22 protein-coding genes are annotated in these 24931 nt (G+C 48.2%); 13 read left to right on the top strand and 9 right to left on the bottom strand.

Annotated elements, in window-relative coordinates; genetic code table 11:
• Window positions 1-28: 28 nt before the first annotated feature.
• The 3 genes from PL263_RS06605 to PL263_RS06595 all read left to right on the top strand — a co-directional run bounded on the left by PL263_RS06605 (window position 29) and on the right by PL263_RS06595 (window position 4199).
• On the top strand, window positions 29-505 hold the full coding sequence (locus PL263_RS06605) for a peptidylprolyl isomerase (protein WP_140913355.1): 477 nt from the start codon (window positions 29-31) through the stop codon (window positions 503-505).
• A 299-nt stretch (window positions 506-804) separates the two neighbouring features.
• A complete protein-coding gene (locus PL263_RS06600) occupies window positions 805-1014 on the top strand; it encodes a hypothetical protein (protein ID WP_278212245.1) in 210 nt (69 codons plus the stop codon).
• The gene (locus PL263_RS06595; RefSeq protein WP_278212243.1) at window positions 1011-4199 is read left to right on the top strand and encodes an EAL domain-containing protein; all 3189 of its coding nucleotides are present in this window, start codon (window positions 1011-1013) and stop codon (window positions 4197-4199) included. Before PL263_RS06600 ends, PL263_RS06595 begins: the two co-directional genes overlap by 4 nt.
• Before the next feature lie 26 nt (window positions 4200-4225).
• Here PL263_RS06595 and mepA read toward each other — a convergent pair whose 3' ends face one another.
• Window positions 4226-5098: a penicillin-insensitive murein endopeptidase gene (mepA, locus tag PL263_RS06590; RefSeq protein WP_278212241.1), complete on the bottom strand. Its 873-nt coding sequence runs from the start codon at window positions 5096-5098 to the stop codon at window positions 4226-4228.
• Window positions 5095-6264 (bottom strand): acyltransferase, encoded by a 1170-nt coding sequence (locus PL263_RS06585; RefSeq protein ID WP_278212240.1) that lies wholly within the window; start codon window positions 6262-6264, stop codon window positions 5095-5097. The genes mepA and PL263_RS06585 overlap by 4 nt, the downstream gene beginning before the upstream one ends.
• A gap of 368 nt (window positions 6265-6632) precedes the next feature.
• Here PL263_RS06585 and pgaB point away from each other — a divergent pair, with 368 nt between their 5' ends.
• The 10 genes from pgaB (at window position 6633) to PL263_RS06535 (ending at window position 17178) form a co-directional block, all read left to right on the top strand.
• A complete protein-coding gene (pgaB, locus tag PL263_RS06580; protein ID WP_278212238.1) occupies window positions 6633-8555 on the top strand; it encodes a poly-beta-1,6-N-acetyl-D-glucosamine N-deacetylase PgaB in 1923 nt (640 codons plus the stop codon).
• A 7-nt stretch (window positions 8556-8562) separates the two neighbouring features.
• Entirely contained in the window at window positions 8563-9909 is a 1347-nt protein-coding gene (pgaC, locus tag PL263_RS06575) for a poly-beta-1,6-N-acetyl-D-glucosamine synthase (RefSeq protein ID WP_278212237.1), read from the top strand.
• Complete coding sequence (gene pgaD / locus PL263_RS06570) at window positions 9906-10343, top strand: poly-beta-1,6-N-acetyl-D-glucosamine biosynthesis protein PgaD (protein WP_278212235.1); 438 nt, start codon at window positions 9906-9908, stop codon at window positions 10341-10343. Before pgaC ends, pgaD begins: the two co-directional genes overlap by 4 nt.
• Before the next feature lie 78 nt (window positions 10344-10421).
• Window positions 10422-10946 carry an ACT domain-containing protein gene (locus PL263_RS06565; RefSeq protein ID WP_140913363.1) on the top strand — a complete coding sequence of 175 codons (525 nt, stop codon included), beginning with the start codon at window positions 10422-10424 and terminating at the stop codon, window positions 10944-10946.
• 4 nt (window positions 10947-10950) lie between these two features.
• Window positions 10951-11418, top strand: a complete 468-nt coding sequence (locus tag PL263_RS06560) for a peroxiredoxin (RefSeq protein ID WP_278212234.1) — start codon at window positions 10951-10953, stop codon at window positions 11416-11418.
• 207 nt (window positions 11419-11625) lie between these two features.
• Window positions 11626-11865 (top strand): OadG family transporter subunit, encoded by a 240-nt coding sequence (locus PL263_RS06555; RefSeq protein ID WP_054759093.1) that lies wholly within the window; start codon window positions 11626-11628, stop codon window positions 11863-11865.
• A gap of 55 nt (window positions 11866-11920) precedes the next feature.
• Window positions 11921-13717, top strand: a complete 1797-nt coding sequence (gene oadA, locus PL263_RS06550) for a sodium-extruding oxaloacetate decarboxylase subunit alpha (RefSeq protein ID WP_278212232.1) — start codon at window positions 11921-11923, stop codon at window positions 13715-13717.
• Window positions 13718-13833: 116 nt separating this feature from the next.
• Entirely contained in the window at window positions 13834-14961 is a 1128-nt protein-coding gene (locus tag PL263_RS06545) for a sodium ion-translocating decarboxylase subunit beta (RefSeq protein WP_278212230.1), read from the top strand.
• Between the two features lie 35 nt (window positions 14962-14996).
• Window positions 14997-16244 (top strand): glycosyltransferase, encoded by a 1248-nt coding sequence (locus tag PL263_RS06540; protein WP_278212229.1) that lies wholly within the window; start codon window positions 14997-14999, stop codon window positions 16242-16244.
• Window positions 16234-17178 (top strand): glycosyltransferase family 2 protein, encoded by a 945-nt coding sequence (locus tag PL263_RS06535; RefSeq protein WP_278212227.1) that lies wholly within the window; start codon window positions 16234-16236, stop codon window positions 17176-17178. Before PL263_RS06540 ends, PL263_RS06535 begins: the two co-directional genes overlap by 11 nt.
• Before the next feature lie 22 nt (window positions 17179-17200).
• Here the strand turns inward: PL263_RS06535 and PL263_RS06530 are convergent, their stop codons facing one another.
• The 7 genes from PL263_RS06530 to PL263_RS06500 all read right to left on the bottom strand — a co-directional run bounded on the left by PL263_RS06530 (window position 17201) and on the right by PL263_RS06500 (window position 24808).
• Entirely contained in the window at window positions 17201-18130 is a 930-nt protein-coding gene (locus tag PL263_RS06530; protein ID WP_278212226.1) for a methyltransferase domain-containing protein, read from the bottom strand.
• Window positions 18131-18211: 81 nt separating this feature from the next.
• On the bottom strand, window positions 18212-19366 hold the full coding sequence (locus tag PL263_RS06525; protein ID WP_278212225.1) for a glycosyltransferase: 1155 nt from the start codon (window positions 19364-19366) through the stop codon (window positions 18212-18214).
• Window positions 19367-19548: 182 nt separating this feature from the next.
• Entirely contained in the window at window positions 19549-20442 is an 894-nt protein-coding gene (locus PL263_RS06520) for a hypothetical protein (protein ID WP_278212224.1), read from the bottom strand.
• Window positions 20432-21889: a lipopolysaccharide biosynthesis protein gene (locus PL263_RS06515; RefSeq protein ID WP_278212223.1), complete on the bottom strand. Its 1458-nt coding sequence runs from the start codon at window positions 21887-21889 to the stop codon at window positions 20432-20434. The genes PL263_RS06520 and PL263_RS06515 overlap by 11 nt, the downstream gene beginning before the upstream one ends.
• Before the next feature lie 401 nt (window positions 21890-22290).
• A complete protein-coding gene (locus PL263_RS06510; protein WP_278212222.1) occupies window positions 22291-22980 on the bottom strand; it encodes a formyltransferase family protein in 690 nt (229 codons plus the stop codon).
• Window positions 22980-23699: a WbqC family protein gene (locus PL263_RS06505; protein WP_278212221.1), complete on the bottom strand. Its 720-nt coding sequence runs from the start codon at window positions 23697-23699 to the stop codon at window positions 22980-22982. The genes PL263_RS06510 and PL263_RS06505 overlap by 1 nt, the downstream gene beginning before the upstream one ends.
• The gene (locus tag PL263_RS06500) at window positions 23696-24808 is read right to left on the bottom strand and encodes a DegT/DnrJ/EryC1/StrS family aminotransferase (protein ID WP_278212220.1); all 1113 of its coding nucleotides are present in this window, start codon (window positions 24806-24808) and stop codon (window positions 23696-23698) included. Before PL263_RS06500 ends, PL263_RS06505 begins: the two co-directional genes overlap by 4 nt.
• Between the last annotated feature and the right edge of the window lie 123 nt (window positions 24809-24931).

Here is a 24931-nt window from a genome sequence, read left to right as displayed (position 1 = left end):
CGGCTTTTTTCACCGGTAAAGACGCCTTATGCAAATTTCAGACAAAACCGCCGTTTCCATCCATTACACCTTGACCAACGGCAGCGGCGAGCAGTTGGATAGTTCCAGAGGCGAAGCTCCGCTGGTTTACCTGCACGGTGCCGGCAATATCATCGCCGGCTTGGAAGCGGCTTTGACCGGCAAGCAGGCCGGAGACAAGTTCAACGTGACGATTCCGGCCGACCAAGCCTATGGCGAAGTGTCGGAAGAGATGATTCAGGTTGTTTCCAGAAATATGTTCGATGGGATGGATATCGAAGTCGGCATGCAATTTCACGCCGAAGTCAGCTACGGCCCCGGCATTATTACCATTACCCAAATCGATGGCGACGACATTACGATAGACGGCAATCACCCGCTGGCCGGGGAAGATTTGACCTTCGACGTCGAAGTGGTCGAAGTTCGCCCAGCCAGCGCCGACGAGATTGCCCATGGCCACATCCACGGTGCCGGCTGCCATCATTGATCTTGCTGTGACACCGGCCAGGGAGGGCCGGCTTCGGCAAGGGCTTTTGCCAAACCTCTATCTTCCAAGCCATCGATTTGAAATCCCGCCCGCCGCAGCTAATCTTTGTGGTTAAACGGCGACGGGAAGTCTTTTGAATTTGCCGTTTCCAGGAAAGGCGTAAAGCCGCGGCGCCCACTTTTTTCCGGCTGCAATGCTTGTGAGACCGGAGTTCCCGATCGGCGCAAGCCTTGTAATTCTATCCTTAACAAACCGCCGGATGGCTTTGCCTTACGGATTGAATGCTTGGATATCAATGAATGGCTACTGCTAACCGCTCCGTGCCGACGTTATCGCCGCATATTCTGGCGTTGGTCGAGTTCGCCGCCGCCCTATATCGACCGGGAGAGTTCTCCGTGAACCGGGAGGCAGGCGTGTTGTTGCGCAATCCGGTCTGGTCAAGATCGCGCATCAGACGCCGCCGCAACAATTGCTGCCTGCCGTCGGGCTGCGTCGCGGGGCGGCCGTGAAACGGACATTCGCCTTGCGTCTGAGTAAAAGCTTGCCGGCGTTGGTGATCGCGTACTGCGGTTTGCAGCTGTGGTACCAGCATGATGGGCTATCGAGCGCTAGCGAAACCGGCGAGCTGCAGCAGATCCGTCATGTGGCGGCTGATGCCGCCCAGGATATCGAAGCCTTGTTCCGGCGCGGCCAGCCGGAATTGATTGCCGGACGCATGCCCGCGTTGGTCGCGGACGTTAATCGCGATAGCGCCGCGCTGTTCGACGACAACGGCATGGTGTTGCAGGCGACGCGTTCGGAATGGTTGGGCAAAAGTGCTGCCGAATTGTTACCTGAGCTGGGAGCCGCGGAGTTTGCCCGACTGCGTGCGGAGCGGCAAGCGTCAATCCGTTTCCTCCCCGACCGGCAGCAGGCGACGGTCTATCAAGCGGTGACGATGGTTTCCGGTGCCGACCGGCTGGGTCCCGATCCGGTCGGATTGTTGGTGTTGCAGTACGGTCTGTCCCGGGATAGAGCGACCAACGGCACGGCGTTCGGCCATGCAATTGCCCCGGCCTTGGTTCTCGCTGTTTCGTTACCGGTCATGATCGTTTTAGCGGTTTCGCTGGGACTGGTGCGGCCGCTACGGCATCTGCTCGATGTGCTGCGGCGTTTTGCCGGCGGCGACTATCGGGCGCGGGCGCAATTGACCGGCGGCGGAGAGATGGCGTTGTTGGGCGAGGCTTTTAACCGAATGGCGGCCGAATTGGGCACTACCATCGCCGAACTGGCGGAGAGCAAAGATCATTTGACGGCGATGCTGTCGGCGATCGGCGATGCCGTTATCGCTACCGATGCCCAAGGCCGGATCCGTTTCATGAACTGCAGCGCGCACCAATTGACCGGTTGGCAAGCGGCTGACGTTGCCGGCCAGTCGCTGGAGCGGGTGTTCCGTAGTCTCGATCCCGATAGCCCTCCGGTCCTTGAAGCGCTGGCGGCCGGCAGCCGTACTGCACTGGCCGACTGGCTGGTTATGCTGGCTAAAGACGGCACGGAATACCCTGTCGCCGGCTGCGCAGCGCCGATCTTCAGCCCCGACGGAGCCAGGATCGGCTGGCTATTGAGGTTTCGCGATGCCGGTGCGCTGCACGCTGCGCAAGATTCGCTTGAGCAGGAACAGTCTCTATTGCGCAGTCTGATTGACGCAGTGCCGGACCAGATGTTTTTGAAAGACCGCGATGGGGTTTATCGCGGATGCAATAAGGCATTCGAGAGCTATGCCGGCATCGGCGCAGCGGAATTGGTCGGCAAGTCGGATTTCGATATTTTCGACGGCGAAACCGCTGCCTGTTTTCGCGAACACGACATGCGGGTTTTGCAGACTGGCCGATCCGTCCGTTTCGAGCGCCGGCTCCCGCTCCCGGCTGGCGGGCAGGTTTGCTTGGAAACGGTCGAAACCCCGGTGTTCGGTCCGAACGGCGAGCCAACGGCTTTGGTTGGAATCAGCCGCGACGTGACCGAGAGGATCGAAGCCGAAGACCGTTTGGAATTGTCGGCGCGGGTATTTCAGGAAGCGCACGAAGCCATCATGATTACCGATGTCGGCGGCACCATTGTCGACGTCAACCCGAGTTTCTGTAAAATCACGGGCTACTCGCGGGACCAGGCGATAGGCCAAAATCCGCGGATGCTCAATTCCGGCCGGCATCCGCCGGAGTTTTTCGCCGATATGTGGCAAGCCGTTCGCGAGCAGGGTTATTGGCGGGGCGAGATCTGGAACCGGAAACGCAACGGCGAATTGCACGCCGGGTTGCTGAGTATCTCGACCTTGTCGGCGAGCGGCGGCGAAGTCAGACACTATATCGGTTTGTTTTCGGATATCACCGAGAAAAAGTTGTCGGAAGAGCAGATTTGGCGCCAGGCCAATTTCGATAGCTTGACCGCGTTACCCAATCGGCGCATGTTTCTCGATCGTTTGGCGCGCGAGATCAAAAAAGCTCACCGCCACGGCAGCGTAGTGGCGCTGTTGTTTCTGGATCTGGACCGGTTCAAGGAAATCAACGACATTTTGGGTCATATCCAGGGCGACAGCCTGTTGCAGATTGCCGCCGAACGGCTGGTCGGTTGCGTCCGCGATACCGATACCGTCTCGCGCCTAGGGGGCGACGAATTCACCATTATTCTGCCCGACTTGGAAAACGGCGAAAGCGCCGAACGGGTGGCCCAGAATATTCTGCGTACCATGGCGGAGCCGTTCCCGCTCAACGGTAAACTGAATTACCTCACTGTCAGCATCGGTATCACGCTATATCCGCACGATTCCTTGGATCAGGAACAGTTGATCAAAAACGCCGACCAGGCGATGTACGCCGCCAAGGAAAGAGGGCGCAATGGTTACAGTTTTTTCACGGCGTCGATGCAGCAAACCGCTCAGTTCCGTTTGGGTATGGTCACCGATTTGCGTAGCGCCTTGGCCAACCGCGAATTCGAGGTGTATTACCAGCCGATTGTCGAATTGCCGGGCGAAGCGGTGACCAAGGCCGAAGCCTTACTGCGTTGGCGGCATCCGCACCGCGGTATGGTCAGTCCGGCCCAATTCATACCTTTGGCGGAAGAAAGCGGTTTGATCCACGAGATCGGTGACTGGGTGTTTCGGCAAGCCGCGTTGCAAGCCAAGTGTCTGCGCGAACGCTATCGAACCGATTTCCAGATCAGCGTGAATAAATCGCCGGTGCAATTCCGCCAGCGTTCGGGCGCCGAATTTGCCTGGCTCGATTACCTGAAGAGTTTGGAACTGGACGGCACGGCAGTCGTGGTGGAGATTACCGAGGGCTTGTTGTTGGATGCCCAAACCGTGACTAAAGCCAGGTTGCTGGATTTTCGCGACGCCGGAGTGCAAGTCGCCATCGACGATTTCGGAACCGGCTACTCTTCGTTGTCCTACATCAAAAAATTCGACATCGATTACATCAAAATCGACCGCACGTTTATCAACAACTTGAGCCCGGGGTCGCAGGACGAAGCTTTGTGCGAAGCGATTATCGTCATGGCGCACAAATTGGGTTTAAAAGTGGTCGCCGAAGGCGTGGCGACCTTACCGCAACGCGATTGGCTGATCGCAGCCGGTTGCGACTATGCGCAGGGCTACCTGTTCGCCGAACCGTTAGCCGGGCCGAAACTGCTGGAGCTGTTGGTTGGCGGGGTTCAGAACTGAGCGCCGCCAGCCTAATGTTTGCCGAATCAGGGTTGGCGCAGGAGTTGTTCGCACTGCGGCGGCAGGGGCGGCGGCGGTTGCGGGGCACTTTTGCCGGGCGCTTTGGCTTCGTCGGAAAACCACCAAGCCAGACTGGCGTCGCAGCCGTCGCCGGCCGGCAGCGGCTCTTGCGCTTGGCACAACACGTTATGCGGCGGGCATTTCAGGCGGACATGGAAATGATCGTCGTGCTTCCACCAAGGCCTGATTTTACGCAGCCAGTCAGTCGCACCCGGCGATTTGCGGCTGCACAGCTCTTGTTTAATGCTGGGATTGACGAAGATACGATCCACTTCCGGCTGCCGGGCGGCGGCTTCCAGGACGCGGGCGTGTGCCGCGCTCCATGATCGGCGATCGACGGCATCGGCACGGCTATCGACTACGGAAATCGCGTTCTTGGTTTCGCGTTCCGCCTCGCTCAAGATGCGCGGCTCGGCCGGATTCAATAGCAAAAACCAGATGTCGACGTCGAGCCCGGTTTGGTGGCTGCGGTGTCCACTCGGCGTCGGGCCGCCGCGCGCTTGGCCGAGGTCGCCGATCAATAGCGTCCCGAGATTGTCCCGCGCCGATATCAGGCCCAGTTGTTGGATGAAGTTGATCAATGACGGGTGGCCGAAATAGCGTTTGCGCGACAGGCGCATCACCTGGTAACCGGGGCCGTCCAGCGGTAGCGCCCCCGCGCCGGCAATGCAGCCTCCGTTATAGCTACCTATGCTTTGTCCGGCATCGCTGCTGGGACTGCTAACCGCCGCCCAGTCGGCAGCGGTGGTGTCGGCGCCGGCGGATTGAACGTAGGCGAGGAGGCTGAGGCAAAACCAGAGCAAGCCAAAGCGGGATTGGGGCGCAATTAGGGATTTCATGAGTTAGGCGGCAATACGGAAGATATGGGTGGCGGCGTCAAACTGCGGTGCGGGCGCAGGGCTTCGGCAAGCCGTCTGCCCAGCACCATGCTCGGTATTTCCAAGACATGATAAAACACCAGGGACAATCCTTGCACGGTAATGATGGTTCCCAACCAGCCGCCGAACCACAGCAGCAATCTATTGTGGCTGACATGTTCCAGAGCGATCAGTAGATACGGTGTCAGGTTTATCAACACTGCCATGTGCGTCAGATATGCACTGTACGACACTCTACCGATTTGGCGCAAAGCGGCGACCGACAACAGGTTTTGCCAGCGCGGCGATGCGGCGAACACCGCCAAAATCAGGCCGGCCCCCAGGCCGGTGCCAAGCCACAGCGTGTTTTCGCCGACTGACTTTGCGCTAAACAGCGTGTCCGAGGTGTATAACAGCAGTCCGCATAGCAGTAACAGATAGCGCAAAGGGCGCCTGCCGCGCAATCGGGTTTCCAGCGCCTGGTGGTATCTCGCCAAGGTCAGGCCAAGCACGAAATGCCACAGGAAGAGCGACACACCCAGCAGGCCGGTGGCGAGGGTGCTGAAAAACAACAGCCAGGCCGTACCTCGCTGGCTCAACAGCAAGCCCAGCGGTAACAATAAGGACAACACCAACTCAATGCTGAGCGTCCAGGCTTGCGGTAACAATACAATCAGTTCCGGCAGTTTTGGCAAAAAAGCTTCGCGCAGCATTGCCGGGAAGTCCAAGGGATAACGGTGCCACATGTCAACGATCCATGCGCTTGGCGCCAAGTGGGTAGACAATGACGGGCGGTCGAAATGTAGTGCAAACAAGCCGGCGCTTATGGCTAGCACCAGTAAGTAAGGCAGCCAGATTCGACATACGCGGCCGATCAGAAAACGATCGAGTTCGAAACGGCCGATATCGGGCGATTGACCGGCCGGAAAGTATTTGAGCGACAACACGAAGCCGCTCAGTACGAAAAACATCGAGACTGCGGCGGTGCCGTCCCACCAGATATGTGCCGGCGAAAAGTCCAGGATGCGCTCGCAGAGCGCCGACTGGCAGGGTAGGCCGTAAGCGATGACGAAGTGTTCGCTGATCACGGCGAGTGCAGCCAGGCCGCGGATGGTGTCCAGATAACTGATGTGGGTTGTCGTTGCCAAGCTGAGTGCTTCCAAACAGGATTGAGGTTTTTTACCCAGCTAGATATAGCAGGGCTTGCTGATTTAGCCATTCGTGGTTAGGTTTAATTCCGCGGGTTGGCTATATTTTTCGAGCGACCGGATGGGCAAGGCTAGGGCCGGTGTCGGGTAAATTTCCCGGCGAGGGAAGCGGCCGCAGGTCCGGGATCTACTTCTCCAAGCGGTTGTTGCGTCGATGCCGAGCCGATGTGCAACCGGTTCCGGCTAAGGCACTGATAAATAAAAGCGAGTAAAAAAAGGCCGTTCGGGTAAAATGCTGCCTCCAATTTAGGCCCGCGCCTGTTGTGCGCCGGCCCTATCCAACCTCCATTTCCGTTGAAACGTTTCTAATGAGCATGCACCTAATTGCCGGAATATTTTTTGTAATCGCCTGCTGGATGGCCGGGCCATTGCAGGCCGCCGATTCCGCCAATTCCAGTTTCATCGTGTTGAATTACCACGATATTCTGGAGGAAGAAGAAAGAGTCCCGCCGTTCGACCGGATGGCGGTCAATAAGGATCATTTGAACGACCACTTCGCCTGGTTGAAAAATAACGGCTATCGGGTGATCAGCATCCAGGATTTGCTGGATTGTACGCAAGGCAAAAAACCGTTGCCGAACAAGGCCGTACTATTGACCTTCGACGACGGCTACCAAAGCTTCTACACCCGGGCGATGCCGCTGCTGAAAAAATACAAATACCCGGCCACGCTGGCCGTGGTCGGCAGTTGGTTGGAGCAGCACAGTCATGCCGGCACCAATAAACCGCTGATGACGCCGGTCCAAATTCGCGAAGTGGCGGCTAGTGGTTTGGTCGAAATCGCCTCCCACAGTTTCAACGCCCATCATGGTATCGTCGCCAATCCGCAGGGCAACGAACAAAGTACGATCACGACCCGGCTCTACAGCAGCGAATACGAGGAATACGAAAAAGACGAGGATTACCGGAAGCGGATTTTTCAGGAGCTGGAGAAAAGTTCTGAACAATTGCTGCAGACTTTGGGCCAGCGGCCACGGGTGATGGTCTGGCCTTACGGCGAATATAACGCGATCGCGTTGGAAGCGGCGAAAAGCGCCGGCATGCCGCTGACCATGGGCCTGAACGACGGTGCCAATACGCTGGCGGACGCGGCGGTGATGAAGCGGATGATCATGACCGACGACCCTAATGCCGAACGCTTCGCTACCATCGTCACCAAATTGCGCACCGGTCGCGAGTTGCGGGTGGCGCACGTCGATATGGATTACATTTACGACGAGGACGAAGCGCAGACCGAGAAAAACCTGTCAGCGGTGGTCGAGCGGATCAAGGCCAGCGGCGCCAATACGGTTTACCTGCAAGCCTTTTCCGACCCGGATGGCGACGGCAATGCCGACAAACTGTACTTTCCTAACCGGCACCTGCCGATGCGGCGGGATTTGTTCAACTACGTGTCGCTAAGGCTGAGAAAGGGCGCTGACGTCAAAGTCTACGCCTGGATGCCGATGATGGCCTATAAAGCCGACGTGCCGTTGAAATGGTATGTCAAGGAATGGCGAGACGGCGAGCCGCAGTTGTCCCGTCACATTTATACCCGCCTGTCGCCGTTCAATCCGGAGGCTCGCCAGTTCGTCGGCGAGATTTATGAAGATCTGGCCAAATACTGCGACTTCAACGGCATCCTGTTCCACGACGACGGTATCTTGTCGGATTATGAGGACGTATCGCCGCTGGCGATGGAATTCACCAGTAAGGTCTGGGGCTTGCCGGCTGAGTTCGATACCATCCACTCTTCCAGCCAGTTGCGCCTGCGCTGGGCTCAGCACAAGAACGAGCTGATGGGCCAATTCACCGATTATCTGACCAATAAAGTCCGTTTTTATCGGCCGTATATCAAAACCGCGCGCAATTTTTATTCGTTGCCGTTGTTGAAGCCGTATAGCGAAGAGTGGTACGCCCAATCGCTGAGCAGTTTTATGAAGCATTACGATTACGTGGCGATTGAGGCGATGCCGTTTATGGAGGAAGCCGAAAATCCGAAGCAGTGGCTGGCGGAATTAGTCGAGAAGACCAATCAGTATCCAGGGGCATTGGACAAAATGGTGTTCGAGTTGCAGGCGGTAAACTGGAAAACGCAACAGGACATCCCGATGCCGGTATTCACCGAGCAGTTCCAACTCTTGAAAAAACTGGGTGCCAAGCATATCGGTTATTACCCGGATAACGTTTTTCACGACCAGCCCAAATTGGCAGAGTTGAAAAAGTATTTTCCTGTAGAGATCAAGGATTGAGTCGACCGTGGACCAACTTTTAGCGCAACCCTGGGTGCAACATCTGATCGATCTGTGGCTGATCGGGCGCGAACGGCTGGAAGAGGTGCCCTGGTGGCAATTCAACGAATGGCTGTCGCGTTTCGTGTTTTATTACCCGCTGTTGATGGCTTACGTCTGGATGCTGGGCGGCATCGTCTATTACATTCGCTGGGAGCGTAACCGCGGCAATGTGTTGGCGGACTTGCCGGTGTTGGCTGACTATCCGCCGGTGTCGATTCTGGTCCCGTGTTATAACGAGGGCGAGAACGTTCGCGAAACTATTGAATATTTGTTGCACCAACAGTATCCGAATTACGAAATCATCGCCGTTAACGACGGCAGCAAGGACAACACGCTGGAAATCCTGCACGAACTGGCCGACCGGCATCCGCAAATCCGCGTCGTCAATCTGGCCAGCAACCAGGGCAAGGCCGTTGGTCTGCGCACGGCGGCGCTGCTGGCCAACAGCGAGATCTTGATCGGCATCGACGGCGACGCCTTGTTGGCGCCGAACGCAACGGCGTGGATCGTCAAACATTTTCTGGAAGATCCGCACGTCGGCGCCGTGACCGGCAATCCGCGCATCCGCAACCGGTCGACCTTGTTGGGCAAGATTCAGGTCGGCGAATTTTCGGCCATCGTCGGCATGATCAAACGCGCCCAGCGCTCCTACGGGCATGTATTCACGATATCCGGCGTAATCGCCGGTTTCCGCAAGACCGCCTTGCACGACGTTGGTTACTGGAGTCCGGACATGGTGACAGAAGATATCGATATTAGCTGGAAAATGCAGTTGGCCGGCTGGGCGATTCGCTTCGAGCCGAATGCGCTGTGCTGGGTGTTGATGCCGGAAACGCTGAAAGGTTTGTGGAAACAACGCAGCCGCTGGGCGCAGGGCGGGGTCGAGGTGTTGCTGCGCTATTTCCGGCCGTTGCTGCGTTGGCGTTCGCGCGGCATGTGGCCTTTGTATTTGGAATGTTGCGTCAGTTTGAGTTGGGCATTTTTGGTGGTGGCGATGCTGGCCTTGGTGCCGTTGGACTGGTTCAGCAGCGAACCGCAGGAAGCCTTGGAAGACTTATCGCCGCACTGGACCAGCATGCTGCTGTGCGTGACCTGTCTGATCCAGTTTGCTGTCAGTTTGACGATAGACTCGGTCTACGAAAAGAAAAGCGGCGGCTCGGCTCAGCATTATTATTGGATGATCTGGTACCCGATCGTGTACTGGTTGATCAACGTCGGCACCACAATCAACGGCTGCATCAAGGCGTTACGGAAAAAGCGCGGCCAGCGCGCGGTTTGGGTGACTTTGGATCGAGGGTTGCGGCAAAAATGAAAGAGATCATCATCAACCAGCCGCATTTGCAAAGTTTTCAGCAAAAATGCGCGTCGGTCTTCATGGCTTTCATGAGTTGGGCGTTGTGGCTGTATTTTTTGTGGCCACTGTTCACTTTGGCGGCTTGGCTGATGGGCTTGAAAAGCTTGTCGGACGAGATCCGCTGGTTCGGCGGATACAAAACCTTGCTGGAACTGCTCGAGCTCTACGGCCAGATCGTGCTGGCGATAGCGCTGTTCTGGCTGTGTTGGACTGTGTTGCTGTCCTGGCGGCATTCGGTGGTGGCGCCGAAACGCACCGCACCCGTCACCGATCAGCAATTGGCGGTTGCGTTTAAAGTCGATTTGGCCGGACTGGGTAAAGCTCGGACGGGTAACAAATTGACGGTACATTTCGACGAACATGCTGGAATAACCGCGATTCGCCACGACTGACGCGGTCACCATTTCGTAACTGCGTTTTTCTAGCGGTTGGTGTTAAACTGCATGGAGCGTATTTATGGACTTGGGATTATGCAACTGGCAATTACCGTATTGGGAGAAAAGTCGAACGGTTTTCTTGGGGAAATATTGTCGGCGCTGAGTGCTTGCCAATGCAGCGTGCTGGAGCTGCGCACCTCCAATCTGACCGAGCTTACCGCCGCCTATCTGTTGATCGACGGCAATTGGAACCATATCGCCAAGCTGGAAGGTATGCTGGATGCGATCAAAACCCGTCTGGAAATCCAGATGAACTTCCTGCGGCCGAGCCAGGAGCCGCAAGCCATCGAAGGCGTACCGTACACGCTGGAAACCATCTCCGTCGACAAAAGCGACATCCTGTTTGCCGTGACCTCCTTCCTGTTGGATCGCGGTATCTGTATCGAGGAAATCTCGGCCAGCCGGCACAACGCGGCTTTTTTCAATACTGCGGTATTTTCGACCAAGTTCATCCTGTTGGTACCGCCGTCGGTGCGGATTCTATCCTTGCGCGAAGAATTTCTGGATTTTTGCGACAGCTTGAACATCGACGCCATTCTCGAACCCGTTAAGAGGTGATTTCATGACCGCCATAGCTATCGGCACTGCCGTCCCCGATTTCGAAGTAGCCGCCACCGGCGACAAATCCGTCAAACTCAGCGATTATCGCGGTAAAAAAATCGTGCTGTATTTTTACCCGAAAGACAACACGCCGGGCTGCACCCAGGAGGGCCAGGCCTTTCGGGACAATATCGGCCAATTCGAAGCGCTGAATACGGTGGTGTTGGGCGTATCGCGCGATAGCGTCAAGGTCCACGAAGGCTTTAAATGCAAACAAGCGTTTCCGTTCGATTTGTTGTCCGACCAGGACGAAAGCCTGTGCGGTTTGTTCGACGTGATTAAAATGAAGAATATGTACGGCAAGCAAGTGCAAGGTATCGAGCGCAGCACGTTTCTGATCGACGAGAACGGCGTGCTGGTCAAAGAATGGCGTAAGGTGCAGGTCAAAGTCCACGTAGCCGAGGTGCTGGATTTTCTCCAATCGCTTTGACCTCTATGGTGGCTCTTTGCAAGCCGTGCGTTGCCATTTTTTCAGCTATCGGTGTCAGTCTAGGTCGTCTTTTTTGTCTAACGCACGCGCTATCGATTTTTTGTTTTTCGAAGCCATGGCCTTAAACCCTTCAATCTGCTCAGGATTGTGAACTCCGGCTTATTTGGGCGATAATGCCCAAGCTAATTAATCATTTGGACCACGTTTATGAACGAAATGCTGTCTTCGGGTATTGAGTTGATGCTAATCGGCATGGGGATGGTTTATGCCTTTTTGGCGATGCTGGTGGTTGCGATCAATACCATGAGTAATCTGGTCCGGCGCTATTTTCCGGAGGTTCCGTCCAAATTTCCCGAACAGCCGGTTGTCGCCGGTAACGATAAAGCGGTGGTTGCCGCGATCACCGCCGCAGTTCTGCAGTACCGCAAAAAGCATAAAAACGGATAGTTACCCACAAGGTAAGATCTGTTACGACCCAAAAAAGTCATTAGGAGAGTAAAGAGTGGAAAAGGTAAACAAGCCCCTGGGAATTACTGAGGTGGTATTACGCGACGCCCATCAGTCAATTCTGGCGACCAGGCTGCGTATCGAAGACATGCTACCGATTTGCGAGCAGCTCGATCAGATCGGTTATTGGTCGATCGAATCCTGGGGTGGCGCGACCTTCGACGCTTGCATTCGCTACTTGGGCGAGGATCCTTGGGAACGGTTGCGTTTACTGAAGCAAGCCATGCCCAATACGCCGCAGCAAATGCTGTTTCGCGGCCAAAATATTCTGGGTTACCGCCATTACGCCGACGATGTGGTCGATAAATTCGTCGAGCGTTGCGTGGTCAACGGTATTGACGTATTCCGGATTTTCGATGCGATGAACGATATGCGCAACATCGAGAGAGCCATCAAGGCAGTGCTGAATACCGATGCCCACGCCCAAGGTACGATTTCCTACACCACCAGCCCGGTGCATACCATCAAAAAGTGGGTAGAGCAGGGCAAGCTGATCGAGGATATGGGGGCGCATTCGATCTGCATTAAAGACATGGCCGGTTTGCTGACCCCTTACGACGCCTACGACCTGATCGGCAAATTGAAGAAGGCGGTGGCGATCCCGGTACATTTGCATTGCCACGCCACTACCGGATTGAGCGTTGCGACCTGTATCAAGGCTGTGGAAGCCGGCGTCGATAATGTCGACACCGCAATCTCTTCGCTGAGTATGACTTACGGCCATACGCCGACCGAAACCATCGTCGCGGCATTGGCCGGACAGAAACGCGACACCGGTCTGGATTTGGCCAGGCTGGAAAAAGTCGCGGCTTATTTCCGCGAAGTGCGGAAAAAATATGCGCAGTTCGAAGGCAGCCTGAAAGGGGTCGATAGCCGTATTTTGGTATCGCAAGTACCGGGCGGCATGCTGACCAATATGGAAAGCCAGTTGAAGGAGCAGGGCGCGGCCGACCGTTTCGATGCGGTACTGCAGGAAATCCCGCTGGTACGCAAAGATTTGGGTTACATCCCGCTGGTGACGCCGACTTCGCAAATCGTCGGTACCCAGGCCGTATTGAATGTTTTGGCTGGCGAGCGTTACAAAACCATCAGTAAAGAAACGGCCGGCGTATTACGCGGCGAGTATGGCGCAACTCCAGCGCCTGTGGATAAAGAGTTGCAGGCACGGGTGTTGAACGGTGCCGAACCCATCGATTGCCGGCCGGCGGATTTGTTGGAGCCGGAAATGGCTAAGCTGGTAGCCGAAGTCAAGGCGAAAGCACAGGCCGAAGGCGTCAAGTTGGCCGACAATGTCGAAGAAGATGCCCTGATCGATGGCCTGTTCGCGCAAGTGGGCTGGAAATTCATCCAGAATCGGGGCAATCCGACCGCATTCGAGCCGGCACCGGGAGCCGAGCCGGCCTCTGTTACCGCGCCGGCTGCCGCAAAATCGGCGGGCGAAGCCGAAACTTACACTGTGAATGTGGACGGCAAAAATTACCACGTTGCAATCGCACCGGGCAACGGCGAAATTGTGGTGAAGCCGTCCTCGGCACTGGAAAACGGTCCGATGTTGGCCTCGACCGCGCCGATCGTCAGCGGCAGCGGCGTCGTCGAGTCGCCCTTGGCTGGTGTGGTATTGAAAGTGAATGTCAACGTCGGTTCCCATCTGTCCGAAGGCGACGTCGTGTTAATCATGGAAGCCATGAAAATGGAAACCGAAATTCGCGCCAAAGTCGCCGGTATCGTTAGCGCCGTCAACGTGCGCCAAGGTGACTCGGTAGCGGTGGGCGACGTCCTGGTCACGTTATAAACGCCTAAGATTTAACTTGCTCCGGCCGTCCGCAGTGCGGGCGGCTAAAGCCCAATTTAAACTCGACGGCATGTCGCAATGGTGTCGTCAGCCAACCAAATCTAATAAATCAAGCCATGGAAAATCTCCGACTCTTGTGGGAAAGCACCGGTATTTACAACATTACCCAACCGCAGATCATCATGATGGCGGTGGGATTCCTGTTGTTATACCTGGCGATTAAAAAAGGCTTCGAACCGCTATTGTTGTTACCGATCGGTTTCGGCGCGGTACTGAGCAATATTCCAGTGGCGGGCATGGTCGACGAGGGCGGTATTCTTTATTACATGTATGGAGGTATCAAGGCGGGTGTATTTCCGCTGTTGATATTCATGGGCGTCGGGGCGATGACCGATTTCGGGCCGATGCTGGCGAATCCGAAAACGTTGTTTCTCGGTGCGGCGGCCCAATTCGGTATCTTCGCGACCTTGTTCGGCGCACTGGCTTTGAATGCCGTGCCGGGCATGGCGTTCAGTTTGAAGGAAGCGGCAGCGATTGCGATCATCGGCGGTGCCGACGGCCCGACTGCAATCTATGTTGCCTCCAAACTGGCACCCGAATTATTGGGTGCGATTGCCGTCGCCGCATACTCTTACATGGCGTTGGTACCGTTGATCCAGCCGCCGATCATGCGGGCATTGACCAGCGAGGAGGAACGCCGCATTGAGATGCAACAACTCCGCACTGTCGGAAAGGTCGAGAAAGTCGTGTTTCCGTTGATGCTGCTGATTTTAACGGCGCTGTTGCTGCCGTCTGCCGCGCCGTTGGTCGGCATGTTTTGCTTGGGTAACCTGATGAATGCGACCGGCGTGGTGGATCGGCTGAGCAAAACCGCGCAGAATGAATTGATCAATATTGTTACGATTTTCCTGGGCTTGTCGGTCGGCTCCAAGCTTAGCGCCGAGGCTTTTTTGAAAGTACAAACCTTGGGCATCCTGGGCTTAGGCGCCGTCGCCTTTGCGATCGGTACCGCCAGCGGCGTCATCATGGCTAAAATCATGAATCGTTTCAGCAGTACGCCGATCAATCCCTTAATCGGCGCGGCAGGCGTTTCCGCGGTGCCGATGGCAGCCCGCGTCGCCAACAAAATCGGTCTGGAAAGCAATCCGCACAACTTCCTGCTGATGCATGCTATGGGGCCCAACGTAGCCGGCGTGATCGGTTCCGCAGTGGCTGCCGGGGTTTTGTTGAGTTTGGTGCGTTAGTTAATCGAAATTTAGGGAAAATTTGGCGTTTTACGATGAGTGTAGGATCATCGAAAACGAAACGCTTCAAAGTACTTTGGCTCACTTCGAGCTATCCACGGAATGAAGACGATAGCTCCTCCATATTTCTGCGGTATTTGGCGGAGGCCCTGTCAACACGTCAGATCGATATACAAATTCTTTCCCCGGATCATCCGGAAATTCAAAACACAGAACAAGCAAGTGGCATAACCAGTCGCCACTTTACTTATTTCTTTCCGCGCAAGCTGCAAAAACTGGCCTATGGTTCAGGCATTTTGCCTAACTTGCGTGCTGCACCATGGTTACTGTTGCAAGTGCCGTTTTTTATCATTTCGATGCTAGTAACCGCTGCTGGGCTAATATTTAGAGATCGACCCGTTTTGATACATGCTCACTGGATTTTTCCGCAAGGAACGGTGGCGGTAGTATTAGGTAAGATATTCAGAATCCCGACAATCGTCACAGCGCACGGCGGTGACGCCTTTGCATTGCAGGGACTTTTTATCGGAGCTATAAAACGATGGACTATTAAAAGTTGCTCGGCTTGGACTAGCAATACACGTGCAACTGCCGTTGCCGTAGGTTCTGATCTGCCTACGCCATGCGTAATTCCGATGGGTATAAACTGCAAGAAATTTCTAGACTTAGATACTGAAAAAATACCACTCCGACCGGACCCGGAAAAACTAGTACTGTTGTTCGTCGGGCGTTTAGTCGAAAAAAAAGGTGTAGCAGATTTATTGAGGGCTTATGCCCTATTACCAGAGGTCTTGCGAAAACAAACTGAGTTGTGGATTATTGGCGACGGATCAGAGCGTAAAAAACTCGAAATGTTGGCGATTGACATAGAGTACATCAATTCGATTCGTTTTTGGGGCCGTATTCCAAATCAGAAGTTGCCCGGCTATTATGCATCCGCAGATATTTTTATTGCGCCGTCCATTAAGGATATGCACGGAGATACTGAAGGTCAAGGAGTAATGCTTTTAGAAGCAATGGCAAGCCGTTTACCGATCATTACAACTAATGTCGGTGGAATTGGCTCTGTGATAACTCACGAAGAAACCGGTCTATTGGTAAATCCAGGCAAACCTAAAGAAATTGCCATGGCCATTGAACGGCTACTTAACGATAATAAATTACGAGCGAGACTTAGTCTAAAGGCATTTGAAGTCGTACAAGATTACGATTGGTTAACAATATCTGAAAAATTCATTAGTTTATACAGAGAGTCAAAAATCGGTGCAAAAAATGAGTTTTGAAGTAAACGAAAGAGCCGAAGTTGAGATGGCCTGCGTAATAGTTACCTACAATCCAGATAGAAATATATTGTGTTCCGTACTTTCACAATTGTTGAAGTCACCAGTAGCAATCTATATTGTAGACAATTGGTATTCAAATGAGTCGACTGGTTATATAAAGGAATTGTATGCGCAGTATTCTGATAGGATCAGATTGATTTGTTTGGAAAAAAATTACGGTATTGCAAAGGCGTTAAATGTTGGCGTCGATCAAGTGATAAAGGACAAACATGAATATGCGCTGTTGTTAGATCAGGATAGCATCCCTCAGGATGGATTGCTTGAGGAAATGTTACGCGCAGCAAAACTGCTTTCGAAGACTGACACGCAAACGGTTGCAATTGGTCCACGCTTGTACGACCCGAGATCAAATAACTGTATCAAGTTTGCCTCACTTAAATGGGGGATTTGGAAAAGAGTTGGCTGTGCAGGAAATAATGGAAATTTAATTAAATGTGAGTTTCTTAATTCGTCAGGTAGTCTTATTTTTTTGAAACACTGGGATACTATCGGTCAGTTTTTTGAAGAGTTTTTTATAGATCACGTGGAAACAGAATGGTATATGAGGGTGAGATATTTAGGATTCAAATGCTACGGACTGTGTAGTAAAAACTATCTCATACATTATATGGGCGACAAAATATGCCGCTATTGGTTTTTCGGCTGGCGTCACATGCCGCATAGGTCGCCAGATCGACACTACACAATAGTAAGAAATGCTATTTGGCTATGGAAGTTAGAGCACGCACCATTTGCTTGGATTCTTAATGCCTCAGTAAAAATTGTTTTTACTTTGCTATATTTTTCCGTTTTTGATGAAAGCGGAAAAAATCAAGCTTTGTATATATTGAAAGGGATTAAAGATGGGGTGAGCCAGAAGCCATCTTTTAGTTAATGCGCTTGTTCAGTATAGACAATCAAATATATCCGTTATTGTCGTATTTTTCATTTAATTGATGGTCTGTTTTAAAAGGGCTGTTTTTAAAGTAATGAGCTGAGTCGGAAGTAAACGCGGAATTGTCAATTATTTCTTCCTGATTGGTTTTTTGAGCTACAACCAGAATATGTAAGGGTTCAATAGCTTCAACTGCTCTAATTTTCAATTGCATGTAGTCAATAAGTTTAACGGCAAGACGGGTGTCAAAAACATGGTGATGAAAACAGCGGTTTTCAAAGTTCCGCTCAGAACGGGCCTTAAAGCAGTCCATGTCTCCGGCTTGTTTATCGAGTTCTAGGTCATGTAATGCAAGAATTTCAGGCATATGTGTAAGGTCATCTTCTCCTGTATTGTTTATAAAGTCAGAAATAAGATGTTCCATTGTGGTTACTGGTCGACGATGGTCGAAAGTGCCATCTTTGTGGGGAAGCAATATTACTAATAATCCATCCTGTTTTAATATTCTTATCCATTCAGATAATGCGAGAATAGGATTCGCAGAATGTTCAAGCATGTGTGACGATAATAGAAAGGCATAAGAGTTTGAGGCAATCTTTGTTAAGTTGGTTGCTTCAAAAAAGAATTGCCACCCTGGTTTTTTCTTGGGATTAAAATAAAAAGTTTGTCCATTCTCAATCTTACCTTCCCAGGTTGTATCGTTGTTAAAGTTGCAGTTATCAATTCGATATGGAATAGAATAAACCGGGAAAACGTTCCTTTTCATAAATACTGAGCTCGGTCCCCCAATTTCCATGCCTATTTTACCTTTGAACAAATGTTGTGTCTTTGAAAAACATTTGGCTTGGTATGGGGATATGTTTATAAGATAAAAATACGTGGATTTTACCAATTCAAAAAATCCTTTTTTAAGTAAAACAGCTTTAGCTTTTCTAATAATATTGTAGGGCATAAGTAATAGTTTAAAAATAATCAAAAACTGAGCGAAAATGCGTCGTCGAGCCTAACTTTAACCAATCGCTTCTCGAAATAATCATATTTTGTATAAAAAATTACAGAGAATTAGTGCCTTGTCAAGCAGATTGTAATAAATCGTCAAAAATGCCCGCATGGGTGGGAGGGATGGGGTTCTTGTTAGAGGTTTTTCAAGATTCAAAATGGTTTTAAATGGGGGTAAATATGTATCTATGGCATTGTGAAGTGAATATTTATAGAAAACTTCCTCTTGGGCATGTTTTATTATTGAAGTTGTTTTTATCTTGTCAAGAAGTACGCTCTCTATGGCTAAAAACCACGATTTAGGGTTATTGTTAACTAGAATTCCATTTAAGCCGTTATCTATACATGAGCGATATGGTGTGATATCGCTATAAATTCCAGGAATACCTGCTGCAGAATATTCGAGCCATTTTATATTGCTTTTACATTGATTAAATTTGGTGTCTTTCAATGGTACTAAAGCAATATGTATGTCTAAGCTTTTCAAGTAAGAGGCATAATCTTTATAGTTTGGTTTGAAGTCAATGCTGCTAACCGATGGATGGTTGCGAAATGCCTTAGGTGCATCCCCGAAGAAAATTACATTAACTCGGTCTTTATATGCTTTTAAGATATCAAAAACAGGTTCCTCTATGATGGACCAATCTTCTTGATGTGTGGGTGTTCCCGATATTAATATGTTGAATATATCGTGGCGGGGTTTTGGTTGTTCAATGAATAAATTATGGTTTAACAGGTTTTGGATTACATAAATCGGACGCTGAGTATGAGGGGTTAGTTCATTTTTTAATGCTATAGTGGAAACAGTGATTAAATCAACTTCTTTTATTAGCCATTTAATATAGGGTGATACTGTTTTGAAATAAAAAAAACGAGGATGTTCAGGCTGGTTATCGAGAAGCAAGTCATCCAGATCATAAACAATGGGGATCCCCATGTTTAACAGCGACAATAATAGTTTTGCGGTTTTTTTACTTGGAAAGTCTCGTTGAATAATTATTAAGTCTGAGTTTTTAGTTGGATGAATATCGAAGTCCTTGTTTAAGCAACTTTTCCGGGTGTTCCAGATGATTTCCCAGTTAAGCCAGGATAAAGGATAAAAAAGTCTGATAGCCGAACAAGCGTCGGTTGTGCAGCCTTTTGAATAAATGGAAACAGTTACGTTTTTTTTTAGTTTAACTTCTTTCATCTGGCTAAGAGTGCGTCATAAATGTTACCTATTCTTCAATAGAAAAAGGTCAAAATTTAGTTACAGTAACGAAAATATTTTCTTATGATGGGTTAAATGCTTGTCCCGGTATGCAATGTGCTAAATTAATCTTTTTTTTAATAAACGGCCTGATAGGTAAAAATCCATTACTTTTATTGGATTTAATTGAAATGATTTTCGCATTTCTTTATGAAATTTTTTACCATTTTTATTGAAATATTCTCTTGTTCTATTAGGGTTGGTAATAGGTATTGTCTTGTATTTTTAGCATAATCGATATCGTCGAACCCGTACGCAATACCGTAACGCTTGCTTTCTTGTATTCTCCATTGATCTTTGCTTAATCCTTCTTCGGGGATAACAATACTTGTGCACCCGCATAGGACGGCGTATTCAGAATACATGGTATGTAAATCATACGAAATACACGTTTCTGCAGAATTAAAAACATCTGCAATTTCCTGGTGTTGCAAGTCGTCAATTAATATTGAATTAGTAAGGTCGTGTACTATTTTTCTGCCACGGCCTTTTCTGAGAATGTAACAAGTACCGTTTCTTTTGCCAAAATTGCGCTGATAATAAATATCGTTGAGCAAGAAAATTATTTGCAATAAATTATCTTCATCTTGATTAAGGTTTTTGTCATTGAATGCTAGTTGATAAAAAAAATATAGCTCGTTTTCGAGATAGTTTATTGTTCCGGTATGAAATCCAGGTTTGTGTAAAAACCAGCGGACAATTTTCTTTGCAAACAGTGGATTCCCATCAATTATTTCAGGGTAAATTACAATGGCATCTTTTAGGTCGGAGTAATTTGCGGTAGGTGTGATAAGGTCTCTCGATACCTTGTATTCTAATTCCCCATATTTTAATCGATGCCGTAATGCGCAAATGCTTTTTATTGGTTGTGGATATACCCAATTCGGTTTTTCAAAAGGCCACATTAACGCAGTTTGTCCTTCCAGATTTAAAAAATGACAAAGTCGGTGTAATGCAATAGATCCGCCTATGTTTTCATTGAAATCAGGTGAATAAATAATGAATTTATTTTTCATTGGCGTGAATTTTTAGCGTTAATAAAATTAGTTCTTTTGAATAGATGTATCCATCTGTTTTAATTAAGTTATTGGCTAACATATAAAAAACGGTGAAAATCAGAGATTCTAACGCGAAAAAATGTGGGAATTGTTCTGAAAATATATTTGATGAAAATATAGAAATAGCTAAGGATATAGTGGAGATCAGCATCTGGACTATAATTGGCTTTGCGATTCTGATGTAGGATATTTCTATTTCTTTGGTTGCAAATAGAATGTTTAATAGAAGCATGGGAAAGGTGCTTACAATCATACAATATAAGTATGCTTTTACACCGGATATGTATAGAGCTATAATGTTTATGCTTGTTATCATCGCTTTATATACTTCCAGTCGTAAGAAGGATTTAGAATTGCCGCGACAACTTAGGGTGCTTACTAAAACAGCGTTAATGGGGTAGCTGTATCCGGTTAGAATGAATAACTTGAAGAATTCACTAGATGACGACCATTTTTCTGAGAATAGAATAATTATTATCTCATCTGAAGTTAAGTATAAATTACCAGTTATCAGAAATGAAATGAAGCTTGTTATTCCGATTGTTTTTATTATGACTTTCTGAAGCCTTGGTAGGTTGTTTTGAATTGTACTTAAAGTTGGGAATAATGTATCTATGAGGCTTCCCGATGAGTATTGTATTAATATAGTATTTAAGGATTTAGCTCGCTCAAAATATCCTAGCGTAGTAGATGTAACTAGCTTTCCAATGGCTAATATGTCTACTCTTTCAAGTATCGATGAAAGTATTGCTGATAAAAACATTCTAAAGCCAAAGCTCCATAATTGAGCTAGTGCTTTCCAAGAAAAACTCCAAATAGGTCTCCATTTTGCGACCTTCCAAATAATAATATTGTAAATTAAGCTCATTGATAATGCTTGGGCTGCAAGGCTCCATATGCCCGCATTATTTAAGGCCAGTATAATGCCTAAAAATCCACTCATTAATGTGGTTAACAGGCTATATTTTGTTAATAATGCGAAGCTTAATTCTTTGCGTAGTTTTATTATGCTAACGCTGCCAAAGGCGTTTAAGACGAATGAAGGGGATATAGTCCTTATCACTGGGGCTAGTTTTTCATTTTCATAAAAAAAACCAATCCAATCGGCTGATAAGAATGTTATGAATGTTAAGATGAATCCGGTTGCCAGATTGAAATAAAAAACAGACGAATAATGTATTTGCAGTATTTTTCTTTTTTGGATGAGCGCGCTACTCAATCCGAAATCGCTGAAGATGCTTGTGATTCCAATAATAACCATAACTAGCGCCATTATGCCAAAGTCTGTTGGTTCTAATGTGCGTGTAAGGATTATTGATGTAATAAATCCAATTATTTGTCTTATGGTTTTTCCTGAGAAATCCCAAAAAAATGCCTTTATTCCCTTTGATTCTATATTTTGCAATGATTTTACGCTTGGATAATGTTGTTCAGGGATGGGGTTAATATCTTTGACGATTATGTTTTCTTGGTTGTATTGTAGTTTTTAATTTAAGATAAAAGTATTGGTACGAGCTTCGGCTAACTTGATGAAGACTTATTGCTATTCACCTTTTTATGTCGTAAGCGAAAGCAAGGTAAAAGCAATATAAAATCAAGAGCGAGAGCACAAGAAATTTCATGAATTCAATGCGATAATCTATATGTTTTTAACTAAAGATCTTGATAATTTATTATTTGAGAGTTGACATGTAAAATGTTTTTGCGTATTTTTTTCTAATTCCGGGCAAGATGAAAGTCCTTATTTATCTTCTTGTGTTTTATAGCAATATTAACTCTGTTAATTCTGTAGGACTAATATTGAATTCAAGTTGTTTGGGTTGTATTTGGCCAGGAATTCGGTATTGGCGTATCGAAATCTATGGCTTCTTCGAAATCTAGATTTGGTGAAAACTCTCCGGCTTTATAAGAGCAATTAGTTATTATTGGATATCCGTTTTCATTGAATTTTATTCGTTTCTCCTCCCACCATCTCAATACTTGTAATAACATTTTGCATTGTTGAACGAAAATAATATGTCTATTTTCTGCGATGCTTTTTTCTGGGTTAAACGGAATTGCCGACTGAATAATTGGATAACCGGTATCTATCCCTTCGTCAATCAAATGAATTGTTGCGCCAATAAACTTTGATCCTGAGTTTATTGTGTCCCCAAATCCGTCTAGTCCTCTGCATGCTGGTAGAATTGATGGGTGAAGATTAATTACCCTATTCTTTGAGGCTATCAAAAATTCACCTTTAAATATTTTTGTATAGAAAGATATATATAAGTCTGGTGGATTTAATCTATATTCGTCTAACAAAAAATTGGAAAAACTTCTTCCACTTTTTGTTTCAAAAATCTTGGTCGGTATGCCAAAATCTTGTGCTATCTCAATCGCCCTACATCTGCGATCTGAGACTACATTTATTACGCGATCTCTAAAGTATTTTTTTTCCAAAAGTTTGCTAAGAACTCCTCCGTTGGTGGAAGAAATAATCACGGCTTTAATCATTATGGTATTTTATTTTTACTAGATATGAAATCGGCAGAATTTAAGTGGTTCTTAATCTCAATTAGGCCTACCTCCATCAACACATCAATTATTGAAAGAGATGGGGTAAAGCTTGGTGATCGCTGTTTGTAAGTGATTGGTTTCATAAAAATGAATTTTAATTCAATATCTGCGGCGCTAAATGCTTTTGTATCATATAAATCTTGACCACCTTGCAAATTAATATAGGTTGTGGCGTCTTCACGCTTGCATATGTCAATGATTCGCTCTTGGCCAGATAATAAGGTGTTTTTATAGGCGACACTTGATAGCTTGAACTCGGTATTAATTGATAAAAGTGACGCAAGGGTTTCCAATTGGTTTTTAAGATAATCTGATAGGCTATCTGTTTTGTAGCGAATTATCCTGTCTATCGTAGGAAATACTTCTTCGAAAAATGGAGATCTTTTATAAGTTATCTCAATGGATTTCAATATTTTATTTTGCCAGTTTGATGCTAGCATTTTTATTTCGCAAATGTGCTTGTTTTGTGAGGCGTGATTTAGTGGAATCGTAATATATTTAGGGCTTCCGTTAATTAATATGCGATTGCGATTGATCCAGCCTCGATTAATATAATTTACGTCATCATATATAACAAATCGATCTGTTGCGTGCATTAGCTGCCAATAGCCAATATATGGAAAGAAATAAGGTTGCATGATAGCTAACCGGGTCATTCACTTTCCTTTTTGATTACTTCTAGGATAAAATCAATCTGATCGTATTGCAAATCCGGATAAATTGGTAAACAAATTACTTCAGTTGCAACCTTGCTTGCTATTGGCAAGTTCGATTTGTTAGCTGAGGGCAATCCTCTATACATTGGAAATTCACTAATTAGCGGGTGGAAGTAACGACGAGCATAAATGCCGTTTTTTCTCAGTTTTTGGAATAACTCATCACGGCTAAGCCGATACTCTGGGCTCACTAGAATAGGAAAATAGGCGTAGTTCGCTACTTTTTCGTAAGTGAGAGATAAACAATGAATACCCTTTATGGATCGCAATTCTTTACGGTAATGGGCGTCCAGAGCTTTACGTTTATTTAGTGCTTGATCAATGCTTTTGAGTTGTAACAAGCCAAGAGCGGCATTAAACTCATTCATTTTGCCATTAATACCTGGCGCAACAACAGTTACTTCATCTACAAAGCCAAAGTTTTTAAGGTGGTCGATCCGCTGTTTGGTTTTTGCATCTGGACAGACGATTGCTCCACCTTCAAAAGTATTAAATACTTTGGTTGCATGGAAACTTAACACGGATAGGTCTCCATGCCTTAGAATACTACCCCCATCATCTTTTACGCCGAAAGCGTGAGCGGCGTCGTATATAATCTTGAGGTTGTAATTATCGGCAATATTTTGAATGGTTTCGACGTCGCAAGGATGACCATAGCAATGAACTGGCATTATCGCTGTTGTTTGTGGGGTGATTGCCGATTCTATTTTTGCAGGATCTAGATTGAGTGTGTTGGAAGCAATATCTACAAAAACCGGTTTTATCCCATTCCATAGTAAGGCGTGTGATGTTGCTACGAAAGAATAAGGCGTTGTGATAACCTCTCCGGTAATACGTAATGATTGCAATGCCGTAACAAGCGCTAAGGTACCATTAGCGAATAATGAAATATATTTAATCCCTAAATAATCGCAAAGTGCTTGTTCAAATTGTTGATGAAAAGGCCCACCATTGGTCAGTATTTTACTGTCCCAAATTTGTTGTAAATACGGAATAAATTCGTCAAGAGGTGGTAATGACGGTTGTGTTACATATATTTGGTTGTTCACATGAGACCTTTTCAATTGGATCGTAAAAACATGCTGCCAAGTGTAGTCATGTAGTAGCCATTCTCATAGTGATCTATCCAGTGTTTCACTGACAAATTGTTGAGAGACTTGTTTAAGTTCAAA

Source organism: Methylomonas sp. EFPC3 (genome assembly GCF_029643245.1).
Lineage (GTDB): Bacteria > Pseudomonadota > Gammaproteobacteria > Methylococcales > Methylomonadaceae > Methylomonas > Methylomonas koyamae_B.
Note: the sequence above shows the minus strand (reverse complement) of the source record. Positions and strands in the feature narration are given on the sequence as shown.